Origin of the sequence: Stenotrophomonas rhizophila (assembly GCF_003751305.1) — a bacterium.
Taxonomy (GTDB): Bacteria; Pseudomonadota; Gammaproteobacteria; order Xanthomonadales; family Xanthomonadaceae; genus Stenotrophomonas; species Stenotrophomonas rhizophila_B.
On sequence record NZ_RJKV01000003.1, the window covers coordinates 389,615 to 407,265 of the forward strand.

Annotated in this window: 16 protein-coding genes; 8 read left to right on the forward strand and 8 right to left on the reverse strand. The window is 67.7% G+C overall.

Annotated features, from left to right (window positions below):
• Positions 1–58: 58 nt before the first annotated feature.
• Complete coding sequence (locus EDF74_RS16810; RefSeq protein WP_123731171.1) at positions 59–2,950, forward strand: TonB-dependent receptor; 2,892 nt, start codon at positions 59–61, stop codon at positions 2,948–2,950.
• 90 nt (positions 2,951–3,040) lie between these two features.
• Positions 3,041–3,784: a FadR/GntR family transcriptional regulator gene (locus tag EDF74_RS16815; RefSeq protein ID WP_088432357.1), complete on the forward strand. Its 744-nt coding sequence runs from the start codon at positions 3,041–3,043 to the stop codon at positions 3,782–3,784.
• A 21-nt stretch (positions 3,785–3,805) separates the two neighbouring features.
• Here the strand turns inward: EDF74_RS16815 and EDF74_RS16820 are convergent, their stop codons facing one another.
• Positions 3,806–4,195 (reverse strand): DUF6165 family protein, encoded by a 390-nt coding sequence (locus tag EDF74_RS16820; protein ID WP_123731172.1) that lies wholly within the window; start codon positions 4,193–4,195, stop codon positions 3,806–3,808.
• 175 nt (positions 4,196–4,370) lie between these two features.
• Here EDF74_RS16820 and EDF74_RS16825 point away from each other — a divergent pair, with 175 nt between their 5' ends.
• Positions 4,371–5,069 carry a TorF family putative porin gene (locus EDF74_RS16825; RefSeq protein WP_260232298.1) on the forward strand — a complete coding sequence of 233 codons (699 nt, stop codon included), beginning with the start codon at positions 4,371–4,373 and terminating at the stop codon, positions 5,067–5,069.
• A gap of 80 nt (positions 5,070–5,149) precedes the next feature.
• Here the strand turns inward: EDF74_RS16825 and EDF74_RS16830 are convergent, their stop codons facing one another.
• Complete coding sequence (locus EDF74_RS16830; protein WP_123731173.1) at positions 5,150–6,340, reverse strand: MFS transporter; 1,191 nt, start codon at positions 6,338–6,340, stop codon at positions 5,150–5,152.
• Between the two features lie 172 nt (positions 6,341–6,512).
• Positions 6,513–6,983 carry a DUF1456 family protein gene (locus tag EDF74_RS16835; RefSeq protein WP_123731174.1) on the reverse strand — a complete coding sequence of 157 codons (471 nt, stop codon included), beginning with the start codon at positions 6,981–6,983 and terminating at the stop codon, positions 6,513–6,515.
• 157 nt (positions 6,984–7,140) lie between these two features.
• Between EDF74_RS16835 and EDF74_RS16840 the strand changes: the two genes are divergently transcribed.
• Positions 7,141–7,626 carry a hypothetical protein gene (locus EDF74_RS16840; protein ID WP_260232299.1) on the forward strand — a complete coding sequence of 162 codons (486 nt, stop codon included), beginning with the start codon at positions 7,141–7,143 and terminating at the stop codon, positions 7,624–7,626.
• A gap of 97 nt (positions 7,627–7,723) precedes the next feature.
• Positions 7,724–8,473 (forward strand): SDR family NAD(P)-dependent oxidoreductase, encoded by a 750-nt coding sequence (locus EDF74_RS16845; RefSeq protein ID WP_121044105.1) that lies wholly within the window; start codon positions 7,724–7,726, stop codon positions 8,471–8,473.
• Positions 8,474–8,659: 186 nt separating this feature from the next.
• On the opposite strand, the gene EDF74_RS16850 is transcribed toward EDF74_RS16845, so the two are convergent.
• The 5 genes from EDF74_RS16850 to radC all read right to left on the reverse strand — a co-directional run bounded on the left by EDF74_RS16850 (position 8,660) and on the right by radC (position 13,364).
• Positions 8,660–9,016: a VOC family protein gene (locus EDF74_RS16850; RefSeq protein ID WP_123731176.1), complete on the reverse strand. Its 357-nt coding sequence runs from the start codon at positions 9,014–9,016 to the stop codon at positions 8,660–8,662.
• Positions 9,017–9,086: 70 nt separating this feature from the next.
• The gene (locus EDF74_RS18410; protein ID WP_123731177.1) at positions 9,087–9,869 is read right to left on the reverse strand and encodes a helix-turn-helix domain-containing protein; all 783 of its coding nucleotides are present in this window, start codon (positions 9,867–9,869) and stop codon (positions 9,087–9,089) included.
• 130 nt (positions 9,870–9,999) lie between these two features.
• Entirely contained in the window at positions 10,000–10,866 is an 867-nt protein-coding gene (locus EDF74_RS16860; RefSeq protein WP_123731178.1) for an SPOR domain-containing protein, read from the reverse strand.
• A gap of 18 nt (positions 10,867–10,884) precedes the next feature.
• Entirely contained in the window at positions 10,885–12,573 is a 1,689-nt protein-coding gene (gene argS, locus EDF74_RS16865) for an arginine--tRNA ligase (protein ID WP_123731179.1), read from the reverse strand.
• A 101-nt stretch (positions 12,574–12,674) separates the two neighbouring features.
• Complete coding sequence (radC, locus tag EDF74_RS16870; RefSeq protein ID WP_123731180.1) at positions 12,675–13,364, reverse strand: RadC family protein; 690 nt, start codon at positions 13,362–13,364, stop codon at positions 12,675–12,677.
• A gap of 194 nt (positions 13,365–13,558) precedes the next feature.
• On the opposite strand from radC, the gene coaBC reads away from it, so the two are divergent.
• From coaBC to EDF74_RS16885, 3 genes are read left to right on the forward strand one after another with little or no spacing between them, the layout of a single operon-like run.
• Entirely contained in the window at positions 13,559–14,818 is a 1,260-nt protein-coding gene (coaBC, locus tag EDF74_RS16875) for a bifunctional phosphopantothenoylcysteine decarboxylase/phosphopantothenate--cysteine ligase CoaBC (protein WP_123731181.1), read from the forward strand.
• Complete coding sequence (gene dut / locus EDF74_RS16880; RefSeq protein WP_046272982.1) at positions 14,815–15,288, forward strand: dUTP diphosphatase; 474 nt, start codon at positions 14,815–14,817, stop codon at positions 15,286–15,288. The genes coaBC and dut overlap by 4 nt, the downstream gene beginning before the upstream one ends.
• A gap of 12 nt (positions 15,289–15,300) precedes the next feature.
• The gene (locus EDF74_RS16885; RefSeq protein WP_123731182.1) at positions 15,301–17,649 is read left to right on the forward strand and encodes a phosphomannomutase/phosphoglucomutase; all 2,349 of its coding nucleotides are present in this window, start codon (positions 15,301–15,303) and stop codon (positions 17,647–17,649) included.
• Positions 17,650–17,651 lie beyond the last annotated feature (2 nt).

The following is a 17,651-nucleotide window of genomic DNA, read 5'->3' on the forward strand; positions in this document are numbered from 1 at the left end:
TGAATCTTCCGGATCGAATCCGTGTAATCGGACGATCCATCCTGGGAGGGAGATCACGATGTTGCATGACCGCCGTACGGCCTCACCACGAGGCCTCCGCCGCACCGCGCTGCACAGCGCGCTGTTCTATGCCCTGTGCGCCACCGCGGCACTGCCGCTGGCCCACGCACAGGATGCCGAAGCACCCGCCTCGCCGCCGGGGCAAGCCACCACGCTGGATCAGGTCCAGGTGACCGGCATCCGCGGCACCATCCAGACCTCGATCGACAAGAAGCGCGAGGAGACCGTGGTCTCCGATGTGCTGGCCGCTGACGACATCGGTGATCTGCCGGCGCTGTCGATCGGTGAAGCGATCGAAACGATCACCGGTGCCTCCACCCACCGCGAGAAGGGCGGTGCGTCGGAAATCTCGATCCGTGGCCTGGGGCCGTTCCTCGGTTCGTCCACCTTCAATGGCCGCGAGGCCACCAATGGCAGTGGCGACCGCTCGGTGAACTTCAACCAGTTCCCGTCCGAGTTGATCAACACCGTGGCGATCTACAAGACCCAGCGCGCCGACTTCGTCGAAGGTGGCGTGGCCGGCACGATCAACATGGAGACGGTCAAACCACTGGAGTACGGCAAACGCACGTTCCAGCTCGATGGCCGGGGCACCTGGCAGGACTACGATGACCGTCTGAAGGACAAGGACGGCGTCGGCTGGCGCGGTACCGCCAGCTACATCGACCAGTTCGACATGGGCAACGCCGGCAAGCTCGGTGTCTCCATCGGTGTGCAGGCGCTGGAAGGCAGCAACCCGGAAGAGATGTTCTCCAGCAGCTCCACCTGGGTGGCCTGCGATGGCCGTGAAGTGGTCGGCGCGACGCGCAACTGCACCCAGGTCAATGGCAACCAGGTCGCCAACGGCGTGCCGTATTACCTGGTGCCCAGCAGCCGCATCTACCGCCAGTTCATCGAGCACGACAAACGCGATTCGCAGTTCGCCGCGCTGCAGTGGCGGCCCAGCGATACGGTGGAAGTGAACCTGGATTACCAGCACTCCAAGCGCGATTACACCGAAGACCGCTCGGATCTGTCGCTGTCCTCGATGATGCGCAACCTCAACAACCGCGTGGTCACCGACGATGGCGCGCTGCTGCACCACACCGGCAGCACCACGGTCGATTCCACCGGCAATTTCCTGGAGCGCCAGGAGGAATACACCGGCGGCGGGCTCAACGTGATCTTCCGGCCGAGCCCGGCGTGGACGCTGTCCACCGATCTGTCCTACTCCAACACCGAGCGCGATCAGATCGAACGCAGCACCCGGCTGCGCGCCGGTCGCACCGACGTCAACGGCAGGCCGGTCGGCGGCATCAAGAACACCCGCTACGTCGATTACACCTATGACTACAGCGGTGACGTGCCGAGCATCTATCTTGATCCCGCGTTCGATGTGAACAACCCGGACAACTTCACCGATTCGGCGCTGGTGCGTCGTCGCCAGCAGCATCGCGAGCACACCATCCGTGCCGGCCGCTTCGATGCCACGTTCACCCCGGAAAGCGGCTTCTTCACCGCGATCAAGGGTGGCCTGCGCCGCTCCGAGGCGACCTACACCGATTACACCGACACCGTGGATGTGACCACCACCAATGTCGCTGCGATCCGCGCTGCCAACCAGGCCTGCCGTCAGGCCTTCCCGCAGGACGATTTCCTGGCCAATGCCAGTGGCAACACCATCGACCAGTGGGCCAGCTTCGACAGCCGCTGCCTGTTCAAGGCCTTCACCGGCGCCGACGACACCGGTCTGAGCGCGGACCTGCGCAACCCGGCCAACAACGATGTCACCGAGAAAACCAGCGCGCTGTACCTGATGGGCGATTACAGCGCCGAATGGTTCGGCCTGCCGGTGACCGGCAACATCGGCGTGCGTGGCGTGCGGACCGAGGTACGCTCGGTCGGCCTGCGCAGCGGTCTGGATGTGATCAACAATCCCGACGGCACCGTGACCCTGGAGCCGACCGGCGATTTCACCTCGCAGGTGCTCAAGTCCAGCAATACCGAATGGCTGCCCAGCTTCAACGCCGCCTTCGAACTGCGCCCGGACCTGCTGCTTCGCGTCGGCGCCTATCGGGCGATGTCGCGTCCGGATCTGGCCGCTGAAGGCTATGGCCGCACCTTCAACCTGGGCGAGGTGGATACCGAGTTCAACAGCGTGGGCGATGCACTGCGCAGCATCACCGCCACCGGCAACCCGCGCGCCAAACCGTTGATGTCATGGAATGGCGATCTCTCGCTGGAGTGGTACGCCAACGAAGACACCATGCTGTCCGGTGCGCTGTACTACAAGCAGTTCAACGGCGGCTCGATGCCGGTGATCGTCAACGAGACCTTCGATATCGATGGTCAGAGCGTGACCGTGCCGGTGGAGCAGCTGGCCACCAGCGACCAGAAGAGCGATCTGTTCGGCGTGGAGTTCACCGCCTCGCACAGCTTCTCCTACCTGCCGGGGATCTTCTCCGGGCTGGGCGTGAAGGCCAGCTACAACTACGCCGATTCCAACTTCAAGACCGAAGACCTGCGCCTGGGCGAGTCCACCGACCCGGCCACCGGCGTGGTGACCCCGGGCATCGTCGAGCCGGCCAATATCTTCGGTCTGTCCAAGCATGTGGCCTCGGCGCAGGTGTACTGGGGCCTGGGCAAGCTCGATCTGCAGGCGATCTACAAGTACCGCTCCGACTATTACCAGCAGTTTGTCGGCGACCCGTCGCAGAACCGCTATGTGCGTGACAATGGCTCGCTGGACTTCCGCGCCACCTACAAAGTGAACAAGCACTTGTCGTTGTCGCTGTCGGCCAGCAACCTCACCGATGAGCCGCGGGTGTCGGATATGCCCATCCTCGGCAGCTTCCGCGAGTACACCACGTACGGGCGGCGGTATTATCTGGGGGTGCGCTACCGCTTCTGAGGTCAGTGGCGCGGTTTTTCCGACCGCGCCGCTCTCTCAAGGCGCGGTCGCGTGTCGGTCCCCAGCCACCTGTCAGCCAGGCCTTTGATGATGTCCGAACCCCGTCTGTACCAGTCCATTGCTGCCGAAATCGTCGCGCTGATCGAGAAGGGCGAATTCCCGCCGGGCTCGCGCCTGCCGGGCGAACGCGACCTGGCCGAACGCCTGGGCGTGAGCCGGGTGACGGTGCGCGAGGCGGAAATCGCGCTGGAAGCGCAGGGCCTGATCACCATCAAGACCGGCTCCGGCGTGTACGTGAAGGCCAAGCCGTCGCAGGCGCCGGGCGCACTGCCCGACGTCTCGGCGTTCGACCTGACCGCGGCGCGTGCGGTGATCGAGGCCGAGGCGGCCGCGATGGCGGCCAGCCGCATCACCGATGCCGAACTGGAGGATCTGGCCGGCCTGATCGCGGCCATGGTCGATCCGAATTCGGGCGAGGCGGCGGCCAGCGAGGCGGATCGGCAGTTCCACCTGTCGATCGCGCGGATCGCCGGCAACCCGGTGGTGGAGCACTGCGTGCAGCTGATCTGGCGGATGCGCAACGAGCTGCCGCGGGTCAAGCAGGTCTACGCCAACGTCTGCCACAACGACGATGACACCCGCGACGAGGAACACACCCGGATTCTGGATGCACTGCGCCAGCGCGACCCGGCAGCGGCGCGGTCGGCCATGCGCAACCACTTCCAGCGGCTGTTCGAATCGATGCTGGAAGCTACCGAGAATGAAGCGCTGGCTGAAATCCGCCGGCGCACCCAGCAGGACCGCGAACGCTTCATGGCCGCGACCGGGCACTGAGCCCGGCGCGTACCGGCGGGCTTATTCGCCCTGGTACTGCTTTTCTTCGACCAGCTGCGAGCCGGCGATGCGGTTGATTTCGTTCTTCACTTTGACCCGCTCGCCATTGGTGCCATAGACACCGCGCGCCAGCTGGATGAAGGCATCGTCGAACACCTGCGCCGCTTCCTTGTCGCGCAGCTGATCCTGGATCTCCCACATGCGCTCGTTGATTGCCTTGAGCTGCGTCTTCAGCGCATCCAGCCCGGGCTGAGCGCTTACCTGCTGCTGCCACAGCGGCCACAGGCCATCGAGTTCCTTGCGGACGTTGGCGTTCTTGCCCGCATCGGCGATGCGTTCGGCCTTGATTTCCAGGATGGTGATCTTGTCGATCAGCTCGCCAATCGATACCGGGGTCAGGATCGCGTCCACGCCATTACTCGCAACAGGTCAGAGTGGCCATGATACCGCGCACCTCCGGGCACCACCCTGACGCAGGATTTACAGAAACGTTGCGCCGATCGCGCGGGTAGGCCATGGCGGCTTTACGGCCCACCTGGGGAGACTGTCGCTCTCGACGGCGCGGCCGTCATCTGGAGTGGGACACGTGGTGGATCAACAGTGGAAACAGCGCCTGCGCTGCGGCGCGGTGCTGGCGGGGCTGGTCATGAGTGGTGCGGCAGCGGCCGCGGTGGAGGGCAACGTAACGCTGACCTCGGATTACATCTGGCGCGGCAGCTCCCAGAGCGACGGCGATCCGGCCGCGCAGGCCGGCGTGAAGCTCAGTACGGCCAACGGCTGGTATGCCTCGGCGTGGGGCTCGGGCGTCTCGTTCCGCCCGGACAACGGCGCGCGCAGCGAATTCGATCTCGTCGCCGGCTGGAGCAGTGCGGTGGCGCCGGACTGGAGCGTGGACGTCAACCTGACCCGCTACCTCTATCCCTCGACCACCGTCGATCTGGACTGGACCGAGCTCAACGGCACGGTGACCTGGCGGCAACGCGCCTGGCTGCAGGTCGGCGTCTCCGACAACGCGCTGGCCGGCGGCCACAGCGGCACCTATGCGCAGCTCGGTGCGCGTCTGCCGCTGGGCGGGCAGTGGCGTGTCGAGGGCGCGGTAGGCCATTACTGGCTGAACGGCGCGCAGGCCGATGATTATCTGCACGGCCAGCTCAGCGTGGTGTGGCGTGTGCACGGGCCGTGGGAGCTGCGGGTGACCGGGCACGACACCGACGGTGCCGCGAAACAGTTGTTTCCGGGCAATGCGGGATCGCGCGTCGAGGTCGGGCTGCAGACCGCCTTCTAACGTAGCGCCAACCCGGGTAGAGCCGACCGTTGGTCGGCTGCCCCAGCCATCGCGCAACTGCAGCCGACCAACGGTCGGCTCTACCGAGCCACACGCTTCTCCGCCACCACCGCCACAGCCCACACCGCCATCGCCACCAGCGCAACGCCCGCACCGGTGACGCACACACCGGTCCAGCCAAAGCGATCAAAGACCTGCGCCGAGACCAGTGAGCCCAGCGAGCCACCGATGAAATAGCCGGTCATGTAGCCGGCATTGAGCCGGTTGCGTGCTTCCGGGCGCAGCGCATACACCACGTTCTGGTTGCTCACATGCAACAGCTGCGCAGCCAGATCGAGCACGATCACGCCCAGCACCAGTGCGATCAGCGAGTGCGTGGAGAAACCCAGTGGCAGCCACGACGCGGCCAGCAGCACCAGCGCCACGGTTGTCGCCAACGCGGCCTTGCCACGGTCGGCCATGCGTCCGGCCACACCGGCGGCCAGTGTGCCGGCCGCACCCACCAGCCCGAACAGACCGATCGTCGCATCGCTGTAGCCATACGGTTCGGCCGCGAGCAGGAACGCCAACGGCGTCCAGAAGATCGCGAACATCGCAAAGCTCAACGCGCCCAGTACCGTGCGCAGGCGGAACACCGGTTCCTGCGCGAACAGTGTGCCGATCGAGCGCAGCAGCTGCAGATAGCCCAGCCCGGCGGTCTGATGGAAGCGCGGCAGATGCCGATACAACATGCCCGTGGTCAGCACCAGCGCGGCCGCGGCGATCCAGTACACGGTGCGCCAGTCGCCCAGCGAGGACAGCGCGCCGGCCACGGTGCGTGCCAGCAGGATGCCGAGCAGCAGGCCGCTCATCACCGTGCCGACAACCTGGCCCAGCTCTTCCGGTCGCGCCAGCGTCGCCGCGAACGGCACCAGCACCTGTGCCACCACCGAGAACAGCCCGGTCAGCGCGGTGCCCACCAGCAGCCAGACGAACTGATGGCTGAGCGCGCTCAGCACCAGCCCCGCCGCCGACAGCAGCGACATCACCACGATCAGCCGGCGCCGTTCGAACAGATCGCCCAGCGGCACCAGCAGGATCAGGCCTGCCGCATAGCTCAGCTGGGCCACGGTCACCACCGTCCCGGCACGCGCGAAGGACACCCCGAACTGCCCGGCGATGGTGTGCAGCAGCGGCTGCGCGTAGTAGTTGCTGGCCACGGCCACACCGGTGGCGAAGGCCATCAGCAGGACCTGCCAGCGGCTGAGTGGCGAGGGCACGTCGTGGGTCATGACGGGCTCCAGGAAAGAAGGGGCGCCAGTGTCCGCCCGATCGGCGGATGAGGGAAATGAAACGTCTTCATCCAACGCATCTGGAATCCAGATGGCCAGCCATTTCAGGCAGCCGAGTCAGCAGCACTGCAGCACGTGGCCCCGGCACCGGAGCCACGCACCAAGGCCTCACTCAGGCGCCGCGCACACGCAGGGTCAGGCCCTTGAGGAAATTGCGCAGCATCTGGTCACCGCAGGCGCGGTAGTTCTTGTGGTCCGGCTGACGGAACAGCGCGGACAGTTCCGGCTTGGAGACCGAGAAACCGGCGGCGTCGAACACTTCGTGCATGTCCACGTCCTTCAGCTGGAAGGCGACGCGCAGCTTCTTCAGCACCAGGTTGTTGGTGATGCGCTTTTCCACCGGGCGCACCGGCTGGTTCTCGTCGCGGCCACGGAAATGCACGATCAGGCCATCCAGGAAATGCGCCAGGGTGCGGTCGTCGCAGGGCACGAAACCCTCTTCGTCTTCCTTGCGCAGCCAGCCGGCCACATCGGCCTTGTCGATCACGAAGGCCGGATCGGCCAGGGCACAGGTGTCGGCGATCATGCCGTCGCTGAGGTCGAGCATGTAGCGGATGCTGCGCAGTACATCGTTGTTGATCATGGGACGTCCAATACCGCCGGCGCGGCTGCGCGGCTGGCGGCCATTTTACCCCGTGCCGGGCGCGTGGCCGGCTGCGACCGGTGGTCGCTGTCATCTGGCTGCCATGAAAGTGAAGCACAGTGCCGCGATCAGGCATCGACAGGCAGTGGAGCAGGCAATGCGCAGGTGGCAGGTACTCGGGTGTGTGGGCATGTTGCTGGCGGGCCAGGCAGGGGCGCAGGTTCCGTATGTGGCGCTGGAACAGCGGCTGGATCCCCGGGCGCTGGCCGAGGTCGGGCTGACCCCGGCCCAGCTGCAGACGCTGAACCGCCTGCTGCGCCAGGCCGAGGCCGAGGCCCCGGCGTCGGTGGCCGTCGCGGCGGCACCCGCCGCAGGCCCGGGTGTGCCGACGCCGTCACCCATGTTCCCCGGGCTGGACGAGGGCCCCATCAATGCCAAGGTCACCGGCCAGGTGGACGGCTGGGCCCCCGGCACCGTGTTCACCCTCGACAACGGCCAGCAGTGGCAGGTGCTCAAGGGCGAGATGACGCTCAAGACCGCGCGCAGCAACCCCGAGATTGTCGTGGTGCCGGGCATCGCCGGCCGCTGGTTCCTGCAGGTGGATGAAGACCTGCCCAAGGCACGGGTGTTCCGCATCCGCTGACGCGACGGCTCGTAGCGCCGAGCTGCGGAGCAGCGCCCGGCTCTGCACCGGTCGGGCATCGGTGCGAAAATGGCCGGGATCTCCACGGAGTACCTCGATGACCCGTACCGCTCTGATTACCGGCGCCACCTCCGGCTTTGGCGCCGCCGCTGTCCACCGTTTCGCCCAGGCCGGCTGGCGCGTGATCGCCACCGGGCGCCGTGCCGAGCGCCTGCAGCCGCTGGTCGATGCCTACGGTCCCGAGCGCGTGCACGCCGCAGTGTTCGACGTGCGCGACAGCGCGGCAATGGAAGCGGCCCTGGCCGCCCTGCCGGCCGGCTTCGCCGACATCGACCTGCTGGTCAACAACGCCGGCCTGGCCCAGGGCACCGCCCCGGCCCAGAGCGCCTCGCTGGAGGACTGGCGCACCATGATCGACACCAACGTCACCGCCCTGGTGACGCTGACCCATCGCCTGTTGCCGCAACTGGTCGCACGCAAGGGCGCGATCATCAACATCAGCTCGGTTGCCGGCGTGTATCCGTACCCGGGCGGCAACGCCTACGGCGGCACCAAGGCCTTCGTCAGCCAGTTCTCGCTCGGCCTGCGCTCGGACCTGCACGGCAGCGGCGTGCGCGTGACCACGATCGAGCCGGGCATGGCCGAAACCGAGTTCACCGTGGTCCGCACCCATGGCGACCAGGCCGCTTCGGACAAGCTCTACACCGGTGCCAACCCGATGACCGCCGATGACATCGCCGAGCAGATCTTCTGGGTCGCCTCGCTGCCTGCGCACCTGAACATCAATCGCCTCGAAGTGATGCCGGTCAGCCAGTCGTTCGCCGGGTTCCAGGTCGCGCGCGACTGATCCAACCGGACCGCTGGCCAACACCTCGGCCACACACCCGAACGGGCCAACACCTCGGCCGCACGCCCGAAACCGGTAGAGCCGACCGTTGGTCGGCTGCCCTTGGCGCATACCCACCGCTGACGGCAGCCGACCAACGGTCGGCTCTACCTGCATCCTGGCAGCCGACCAACGGTCGGCTCTACCTCAGGCGGCCGTCCACACCGCCAGCTCATACCCATCCGGATCGCGGAAATGAAACCGACGCCCGCCCGGGAAATCGAACGCGGCCCGGCAGATTGCCACGCCGGCCGCCTGCAGCCGTTGCTGCGTGGCGACCAGGTCATCGGCATACAGGATCACAAGGGGCCCACCCGGTTGCACCGCTTCGCCGGTGGTGAAGCCACCGGTCAGGCGTCCATCGCTGAACTCGGTGTAGGCCGGTCCGTAATCGGTGAATGTCCAGCCGAAGACCTCACCGTAGAACGCCTTGCTGCGCGCGATGTCGGTGACATTGAATTCGATGTTGTCGATGCGGCGATCGTTGCCGTGTGCGGTGCTCATGGACGCTTCTCGTTGAAAGGAGCCCCAGCATCGCCACCGCGGCCGCGCCGGTCTTGAACAAAACGGCCAGTCAGCTGCGCCACTGCGCGCACAACGCCGCCGCCCCGATCCCCGCCAACGCCCGCACCTCGCGGCTCAGGTGCGACTGGTCGGCGTAGCCCACATCCGCCGCCAACCCCGCCAGCCCCTCCCACGGGCTCGCCCGGGCCAGCGCCAGGAACCGCTGCAGCCGCAGAATCCGCTCCAGCATCTTCGGCCCATAGCCGAACTGCTCATGGCACAACCGGCGCAGGCTGCGCGTGCTTATCTGCAGCCCCGAACCGATCGCGGCCAGATCATGGCCACCGGCCCGCACCTGCCCGAACACCCGCGCCGCCACCGCGTGGCGGCTACCGGTAGAGCGGGGCAGCCCCGCCAGCGCCTGCGCGAACACCCGCTGCCGCGCATCGCCATCGCCCACGTCATTCAACCGCGCCGCCAGCTGCCGCGCCTGGGGTCCCAGCACCGCATCCAGCTCCACGGCGGTGCCCACCAGTTCGTCCAGCGGCACCCCCAGCCACGCCCGCGCCGCGCCGGGCTGGAAGCGCGCGCCCAACACCTGCGCGCCGGGCAGCAACTGCGGGTGGGCGGCCACCACATCCGGGCCCACCGCATACAGCCGCCCATCGCGCCACAGGATGTCCACGCAGCCATCGGGCAGCACCGCAACCTCGCCGCTATGGCCCACCGGCAGATCGCTGCGCCACAGCTGCCCGAAACAGCCCTGCAGCGGCGCAGGTGCCGCCCATTCGCGGTAGCGACCGGTCGCACCGGCAATGCCGGGAAGGTCATCAGAATCGGGGCGGGAAGACATGCGTGGACGATAGCGCACTGCCAGGTGGTCGCCAGCGAGGGGTGCTGCCTGAAACAAGAACGCCGACCCAAGGGTCGGCGTTCGGGGTGCATCTGGAGCAACAGCCCCCTTGGAGTGCAAGGGCGCGCGGCTACTGCGCCTTGATCGCCATCGCCTGCAGCCCGGTCCCATCCAGCTTCTGCTTGGCTTCGGCCAGTTCGCCCGCGCTGCCATACGGCCCCATGCGCACGCGGTACACCGTCTTGCCGTTGATCTGCGCCGATTCCACCCGCGCGGCCAGGCCGATCATGGCCAGCTTGGCCTTGGTCGCTTCGGCGTCGCCGGAGGCACCGAACGCACCGGCCTGCAGGATGTAACGCACGTTGCTTGCGGCCGGATCGGCGGCTGCAGCGGCAGCCGGCGCGGTGGCCGCAGGTGCATCCGGTTTCGGCGCGGTGGCCACCGTGGCCGGGGCCGATGCCGCCGGTGCCGGCGTGGCGGCCGGACGTTCATTCACCGGCGCCGGCAACGCAGCGGTACTGACCGGCGCAGGCGTCGTGGTCGCGGCGGTGCTGGTCGGCGCCGGTGCCGGCGGCAACGGACGACCTTCCAGCGCCGCCTGCGCGCGCTGCGCATCGGCCTTGGCGCGGCGCTGGTCTTCGGCGCGTGCGCTGGCGGCCAGCTCGGCATCGGACATTTCCACTTCCTTGCCGGGCAGCAGGGTGTAGAAGTCGTACTGCGTCGCCGCCGGCTTGGCCGGTTCGGCAGGCTTGGCGGCGCCGGGCTTGGGCAGCTCGGTGCCGACGTCGGTCTCCGCGTCGCTCACCGGGGCCGGCTGGGCGTTCGGGTCCGGCTGCGGGCCGACCCGCAGGAAGCCATCACCGTCGTTCTTGAACAGGTTCGGTGCCGCCAGGAACACCACGGCCGCAATCGCCACACCCGCGACCAGCCACACCCATCCCGGGGTGCCCTGGTTGCTGTTGCGCCGTGCCTGGCTCTTGCCGCGTCGTGCTGCCATTTACTGCTTCTCCACTGCTTACATTTTTTCCGGGGCGGAAACGCCCAGGATGTTCAGACCATTGGCCAGGACCTGGCGCGCGGCGCAGGCCAGCGTCAGCTTGGCGTTGCGTTCGCTTTCGTCGGCCACCAGTACCTGCGTGCCGTGATACCACGTGTGGAAGGCGTGCGCCAATTCACGCAGGTACTGCGCGATCAGGTGCGGTTCCAGCGCCAGACCGGCCGCTTCGACGACTTCCGGGAAGCGCGACATTTCCACCATCAGCCACAGCGACGCTTCATCGCCGAGCGAGGACAGCCCGGTCAGACCTTCGGCTGGCGTATAGCTCAGCTTCTTCTCCTGCGCCTGGCGCAGCAGGCTGCACACCCGGGCGTGCGCGTACTGCACGTAGAACACCGGGTTGTCGTTGCTCTGCTGGCGGGCCAGATCGATATCGAAGGTCAGCTGCGAATCGGGCTTGCGCGCGATCAGGAACCAGCGGGTGGCATCGCGGCCGGCTTCTTCGATCAGGTCGCGCAGGGTCAGGTAGCTGCCGGCACGCTTGGAGAGTTTCACTTCCTCGCCGCCGCGCATCACCGTCACCATCTGGTGCAGCACGTATTCCGGCCAGCCCTTCGGGATGCCGACGTCCAGCGCCTGCAGGCCGGCACGCACACGCGCCAGCGAACCGTGGTGGTCGGCGCCCAGCTCGGTGATCGCGCGCTCGTAGCCGCGCTGCCACTTGCTCAGGTGATAGGCCACATCCGGCAGGAAGTAGGTATAGGTGCCGTCGGACTTGCGCATCACGCGGTCCTTGTCGTCACCGAAGTCGGTCGAGCGCAGCCACAGCGCGCCGCCTTCCTCATACGTATGGCCGGCCGCGTTGAGCTGGGCGACGGTCTCTTCGACCTTGCCGTCCTTGTACAGCGAGCTTTCCAGGAAGTAGATGTCGAAATCCACGCCGAACGCGGCCAGATCCTGGTTCTGCTCGTTGCGCAGGTAAGCCACCGCGAAGCGACGGATCGCATCGAGGTTGTCCGGGTCGCGCTCGCCGACCACCGCGTGGCCTTCCAGCTCCACCGTGGCGCCGGCCAGGTACTCCTTGGCCACATCCTCGATGTAATCGCCGCGATAGCCGGCTTCCGGCCAGCCGGCGTCGTCCGGCTTGAGGCCCTTCGCACGCGCCTGGGTGGACAGCGCCAGGTTCTCGATCTGCACGCCGGCGTCGTTGTAGTAGAACTCGCGCTTGGCGTTCCAGCCGTTCACTTCCAGCAGGCGCGCCAGGCAGTCACCGATCGCCGCCGCGCGGCCGTGGCCGACATGCAGCGGACCGGTCGGGTTGGCCGACACGTATTCCACGCCCACGGTACGGCCGTTGCCGCTCAGGTTGTGGCCGTAATCGGCGCCTTCCTTGAGCACGCCGGCCGCTTCGCGCTGGTAAGCGCTGGGGGCGAGGTGGAAATTGATGAAGCCCGGACCGGCGATCTCGACGCGCAGCACATCATTGCTCTTGGGCAGCGCATCGAGCAGCGCCTGGGCCAGGGCGCGCGGGTTGCTGCGCGCCGGCTTGGCCAGCAGCATCGCGGCATTGGTGGCGAAATCGCCGTGCTCACGGGTCTTCGGGCGTTCGACCACGAATTCCGGGGTCAGGGTATCGGCCGGCAGAGTGCCGTTGGCGCGCAAGGCTTCGATGCCTTGGCTGATCAGGGCGCGGAGGAGATTTTTCACAAGGCCTGCTTTGGGACTGGAGCGGCGGAATCGGCAATTTTAGCCCAGAAGCCACCCCGATCCATTGAACCGGGGCCGAGCGGGGCGCTTGGCGTACCGGATCAGGCCGTCCCCGCGCCCATCCAGCCGCGCGCGGCCATCGATACCGGGGCTCCGTCGCCGATCACGACATGGTCGAGCAGGCGGATATCCACCAAGGCCAAGGCCTGCTGCAGCAGCGTGGTGATCCGGCGGTCCTCCAGCGAGGGTTCGGCACTGCCGGAAGGGTGGTTGTGGCTGACGATCACCGCGGCCGCGTTGTGCAGCAGGGCGCGGCGGACCACTTCGCGTGGGTAGACCGCTGCAGCATCCACCGTGCCGCTGAACAGCTCCTCGCAGGCCAGTGTGCGGTGCTGGTTGTCCAGGAACAGTGCGGCAAAGACCTCGTTGGGCCGGGCGCGCAGCCGCTGCTTGAAATAGCGCCCGGCGGCGGCCGGGTCGCGCAGGCTCTCGCCGCGGGCCAGCTCGGCCGCCAGATGACGATGCGCCAGCTCCAGCCCGGCCACCAGCTTGCAGCTGCGCGCCGGCCCAAGGCCGGGCAGGGCCGCCAACGCGGCGGCCGGGAGGTCGAGCAGGTTGCGCAGGGGGCCGTGGGCCTGCAGCAGGTCGCGGGCGGTTTCGACCGCGTCGCGGCCGCGCAGGCCGGACCCCAGGAAGATCGCCAGCAGCTCGGCATCGGACAGCGCGCCGGCGCCTTGGGCAAGCAGCTTTTCGCGGGGACGCTCGGCACTGGGCCAGTCTCGGATCGACATGGCGCCAGTCTCCCTCGGTGCCGAGCGGGCCACCATCGGTGAACCGGGTGGCATCGTGTGGGTAAATGCAGGGCATCGTGCCAAGTTGGGCGGTCGCTTATGACGAAAATCTGCCTGCTTATGCCGCTGGCGCATCAGGCGGCTTACGGACCATCGGGTAAGCTAATCGCCTCGGTTCGACAGGAACACCCAAGGTGGCTGACTCCCCCCAGGCTTCTCCGGCGGCCGCGCGCCCGTTGGAAGGCCAGAAGCTGTTGTTGTGCGTTGGTGGCGGGATCGCTGCCTACAAGTCGCTGGAACTGGTGCGCCGCCTGCGCGATGCCGGGGCCCAGGTGCAGGTCGCGATGACCGCCGGGGCCCAGCAGTTCGTCACCCCGCTGAGCTTCCAGGCGCTGTCCGGCCAGCCGACCCGCACCACCCTGTGGGACAGCGCGGCCGAGCAGGCCATGGGCCACATCGAGCTGGCCCGCTGGGCCGATCGCATCGTGGTCGCGCCGGCCACAGCTGATCTGCTCGCGCGCCTGGCCAACGGCCACGCCGATGATCTGGTCACCACCCTGTGCCTGGCCACCACCGCGCCGCTGACCGTGTGCCCGGCGATGAACCACCGCATGTGGCTGCACCCGGCGACCCAGGCCAATATCGACCTGCTTCGCGAGCGCGGCGCCCAGGTGATCGGGCCGGAAGACGGGCCGCTGGCCGAAGGCGAGTCCGGCCCCGGTCGGCTCACCGAAGCGCACGCGATCGTGGCCGCGCTGGCCCGGCTGCACGCGCCGGCCCCCGCCGAGCCACCGGCGAGCAGTGAACTGAAGGGTCTGCGCGTGCTGATCAGCGCCGGCCCCACCTATGAAGATATCGACCCGGTGCGCTACGTCGGCAACCGCAGCAGCGGCAAGATGGGCTATGCCCTGGCCGCCGCGGCCGCCCGCCTGGGCGCGCAGGTGGTGCTGGTCAGTGGCCCGGTCCAGCTGGCCACGCCCGCCGGGGTGCAGCGGATCGATGTGCGCTCGGCCGCACAGATGCGCGAAGCCGTGCTCGGCGCACTGCCCGCCGACATCTACATCGGTGCGGCCGCGGTGTCCGATTACACGCCGCGCCAGGTCGCTCCGCAGAAACTCAAGAAGACCGCCGACACCCAGAGCCTGACGCTGGAGCTGGTGCGCACCCCGGACATCCTGGCCGAGGTGGCCACGCAGACCAACGCGCTCAAGCTGGTGGTCGGCTTCGCCGCCGAAACCCACGATGTGGAGAAATACGCGCGCGGCAAGCTGGTGGACAAGCGCCTGGACCTGGTGATCGCCAACCAGGTCGGGATCAGCACCGGCGGTTTCGAGAGTGATGAAAACGCCGCCACGGCCTACTGGCAGGGCGGCGAACAGGTGTTCCCCGGCACCTCCAAGGCTGTGTTGGCCGAACAACTGTTGTCCCTGATTGCCCAGAGGTTGCACGCATGACCATCGATTCCTCCCTGCAGCCGTTGCAGGTCAAGCTGCTCGACCCGCGTTTCGGCGACGAATGGCCGCTGCCGGCCTACGCCACCGAGCACAGCGCCGGCCTCGATCTGCGCGCGGCGCTGGAGACCGAACTCACCCTGCAGCCAGGCGACACCGCGCTGATCCCCAGCGGCATCGCCATCCATATCGCCGACCCGAACCTGGCCGCCGTGGTGCTGCCGCGCTCCGGCCTGGGCCACCGCCACGGCATCGTGCTGGGCAACGGCACCGGCCTGATCGACGCCGATTACCAGGGTCCGCTGCTGATCAGCGCCTGGAATCGCGGGCGCGAACCCTTCACCCTTCAGCCCGGCGACCGCATCGCCCAGCTGGTCGTGCTGCCGATTGCACGCGTGGCCCTTCAGGTAGTGGATACTTTCACCGACAGCGCCAGGGGAACGGGTGGATTCGGCCATACCGGGGTGCGCTGACAGGGGAGCTTCATGAGCAAGGCGAAGGCGGAAGGACGGCCGCGGTTGACGACAGGGCGCTCGGTGCCCCTGTTGGCCGTGCTGCTGGTGCTGTTGGCGATCTGGTTCGGTTGGAGCGGCGTGCGCCAATGGCGCCAGGCTGCGGTCGGTGACGCGCTGGAGCAGTCGCGCGACCGCGTGGTCGAAGGCCTGCAGACGGCGCTGACCGGTCAGCTCGGCAAGCTCGGCAAGATGCTCAAGACCGAGCGCGTTGCCACTGCACTGGCCAGCGGCAATGCACAAGGTGCCGCTGTCGCCATCCGCGAAGGCTGGCCGGGCGTGGAAGACGTCCAGATCCTCACCGCCGATCTCGATGCGGCCTACGCCGATCCGAAGGCCTTCGGTTATTCGCGCCTGGCCCTGCTCGAGGCGGCCATCGCCGATGACAAACCTGTCGGTCGCGTGGTGCGCGATGCCGGCGGACAGCGCCTCGGCCTGGCCGCGGCGGTGGAGCTTGGCCCGCAGGGGGAGGCCGTGGTCTACGTGCGCCAGCCGCTGCTGCGCTTGACCGGCATATTCGACCAGGTCGCCGTGCCGGGTGATGGTTATCTCGCGCTTCGCCAGGGCAGCCACAACGTCGTCGAACAGGGCAGCCGCGGGCTGTCCGGTGGTGCTGAAGCACTGGCGCGCCCGATCGGCCGCAGCGGACTGCGCCTGTCGGCCGCGGTGCCGGACATCGAGCCGGGTCCGCTGGGACTGGGCGCGATCTCCAGTGCGATCGTGGCCGTGTTGCTGCTGTTGATTGCCGTGCTGCTGCTGCTGGGCAAAGGCAAGGTGCCGTTGCCGCGTCGCCGTGGTGCTGCCGACAGTGGTGCCGACGCCGGCCCCACCTTGAGTGAAAGTCTGGCCCAGGTACCGCTCGCGGTGGCCGCCCTCGAAAGCAACGACGAGACAGCAGCGACCTCGCCGCCGCCGTCCGTGCCGGGCGAGACCGTCGCGGCCGAGATCTTCCGCGCCTACGACATCCGCGGCATCGTCGGCCGCGAGCTGACCCCCAAGGTCGCCGCCCTGATCGGCCAGGCGATCGGCTCGGTGCTGCAGGTCCAGGGCCTGCGCGACATCGTGGTGGGCCGCGATGGACGCCTCTCCGGTCCTGAGCTCACCGCCGGTCTGATCGAAGGCCTGCGCCGCGCCGGCTGCAACGTCACCGATATCGGCCTGGCGCCGACGCCTGTGGTGTACTTCGCCAGCTACCACCTGCGCGCGGGAAGCTGCGTGGCGGTGACCGGCAGCCACAACCCGCCGGACTACAACGGATTCAAGATCGTGGTCGGCGGCGAAACGCTGTCCGGCGATGCGATCACCGAGCTGTACCACCGCATCCGCGATGGCCAGCTGCACGTGGCGCCCGAGCCGGGCAGTTTCCAGACCCGCGAGGTCAATGCCGATTACATCCAGCGCATCGCCGATGACGTGCAGCTGGATCGTCCGCTCAAAGTGGTCGCCGACGCTGGCAATGGTGTCGCCGGCGAACTTGCCCAGCCGCTGCTGGAAGCGATCGGTGCCGAGGTCATTCCGCTGTACTGCGATGTGGACGGCACCTTCCCGAACCACCATCCGGACCCGAGCGATCCGCACAACCTGGAAGACCTGATCCAGACCGTGAAGCGCTTCGATGCGGATATCGGCCTGGCCTTCGATGGCGACGGCGACCGTCTCGGCGTGGTCACCCGCGAAGGCAGGATCATCTACGCCGATCGCCTGCTGATGCTGTTCGCCGCCGATGTGCTGATGCGCAATCCGGGCGCGCTGGTGATCTACGACGTGAAGTGCAGCGGCAAGCTCTCCGACTACGTGCTGCGCAACGGTGGCAGCCCGCTGATGTGGAAGACCGGCCATTCGCTGATGAAGGCGAAGATGCGCGAAACCGACGCCGAGCTGGCGGGCGAGATGAGCGGGCACTTCTTCTTCAAGGAACGCTGGTTCGGCTTCGACGATGGCCTGTACGCCGCCGCGCGCCTGCTGGAGATCCTGGCCCAGCGCGAAGAGAGCCCCTCGGAGGTATTGGACGAACTGCCTGACAGCGTCTCCACTCCGGAGCTGAAAGTGCCGGTCGATGCGGGTACCCCGCACGCGCTGGTGTCGCTGTTCGTGTCCTCGGTGCAGGTGGAGGACTCGCCGTTCGCCGGTGCGCGCCTGTCCACCATCGACGGCCTGCGTGCCGATTTCCCCGATGGCTGGGGACTGGTGCGCGCGTCCAACACGACGCCGGTGCTGGTGCTGCGTTTCGAGGCCGATGACGAGGCAGCGCTGGAGCGCATCAAGGCCCTGTTCCGCGCGCAGCTGCAACCGCTGCTGCCCGGTGTGGACCTGGGCTTCTGATC

Excerpts from the sequence above, each read along its gene's own strand:
- EDF74_RS16810 (WP_123731171.1), top strand. The coding sequence starts at position 59 with ATGTTGCATGACCGCCGTACGGCCTCACCACGAGGCCTCCGCCGCACC.
- EDF74_RS16815 (WP_088432357.1), top strand. The coding sequence starts at position 3,041 with ATGTCCGAACCCCGTCTGTACCAGTCCATTGCTGCCGAAATCGTCGCG.
- EDF74_RS16830 (WP_123731173.1), bottom strand. The coding sequence starts at position 6,340 with ATGACCCACGACGTGCCCTCGCCACTCAGCCGCTGGCAGGTCCTGCTG.
- EDF74_RS16835 (WP_123731174.1), bottom strand. The coding sequence starts at position 6,983 with ATGATCAACAACGATGTACTGCGCAGCATCCGCTACATGCTCGACCTC.
- EDF74_RS16840 (WP_260232299.1), top strand. The coding sequence starts at position 7,141 with ATGCGCAGGTGGCAGGTACTCGGGTGTGTGGGCATGTTGCTGGCGGGC.
- EDF74_RS16845 (WP_121044105.1), top strand. The coding sequence starts at position 7,724 with ATGACCCGTACCGCTCTGATTACCGGCGCCACCTCCGGCTTTGGCGCC.
- EDF74_RS16850 (WP_123731176.1), bottom strand. The coding sequence starts at position 9,016 with ATGAGCACCGCACACGGCAACGATCGCCGCATCGACAACATCGAATTC.
- EDF74_RS18410 (WP_123731177.1), bottom strand. The coding sequence starts at position 9,869 with ATGTCTTCCCGCCCCGATTCTGATGACCTTCCCGGCATTGCCGGTGCG.
- EDF74_RS16860 (WP_123731178.1), bottom strand. The coding sequence starts at position 10,866 with ATGGCAGCACGACGCGGCAAGAGCCAGGCACGGCGCAACAGCAACCAG.
- radC (WP_123731180.1), bottom strand. The coding sequence starts at position 13,364 with ATGTCGATCCGAGACTGGCCCAGTGCCGAGCGTCCCCGCGAAAAGCTG.
- dut (WP_046272982.1), top strand. The coding sequence starts at position 14,815 with ATGACCATCGATTCCTCCCTGCAGCCGTTGCAGGTCAAGCTGCTCGAC.
- EDF74_RS16885 (WP_123731182.1), top strand. The coding sequence starts at position 15,301 with ATGAGCAAGGCGAAGGCGGAAGGACGGCCGCGGTTGACGACAGGGCGC.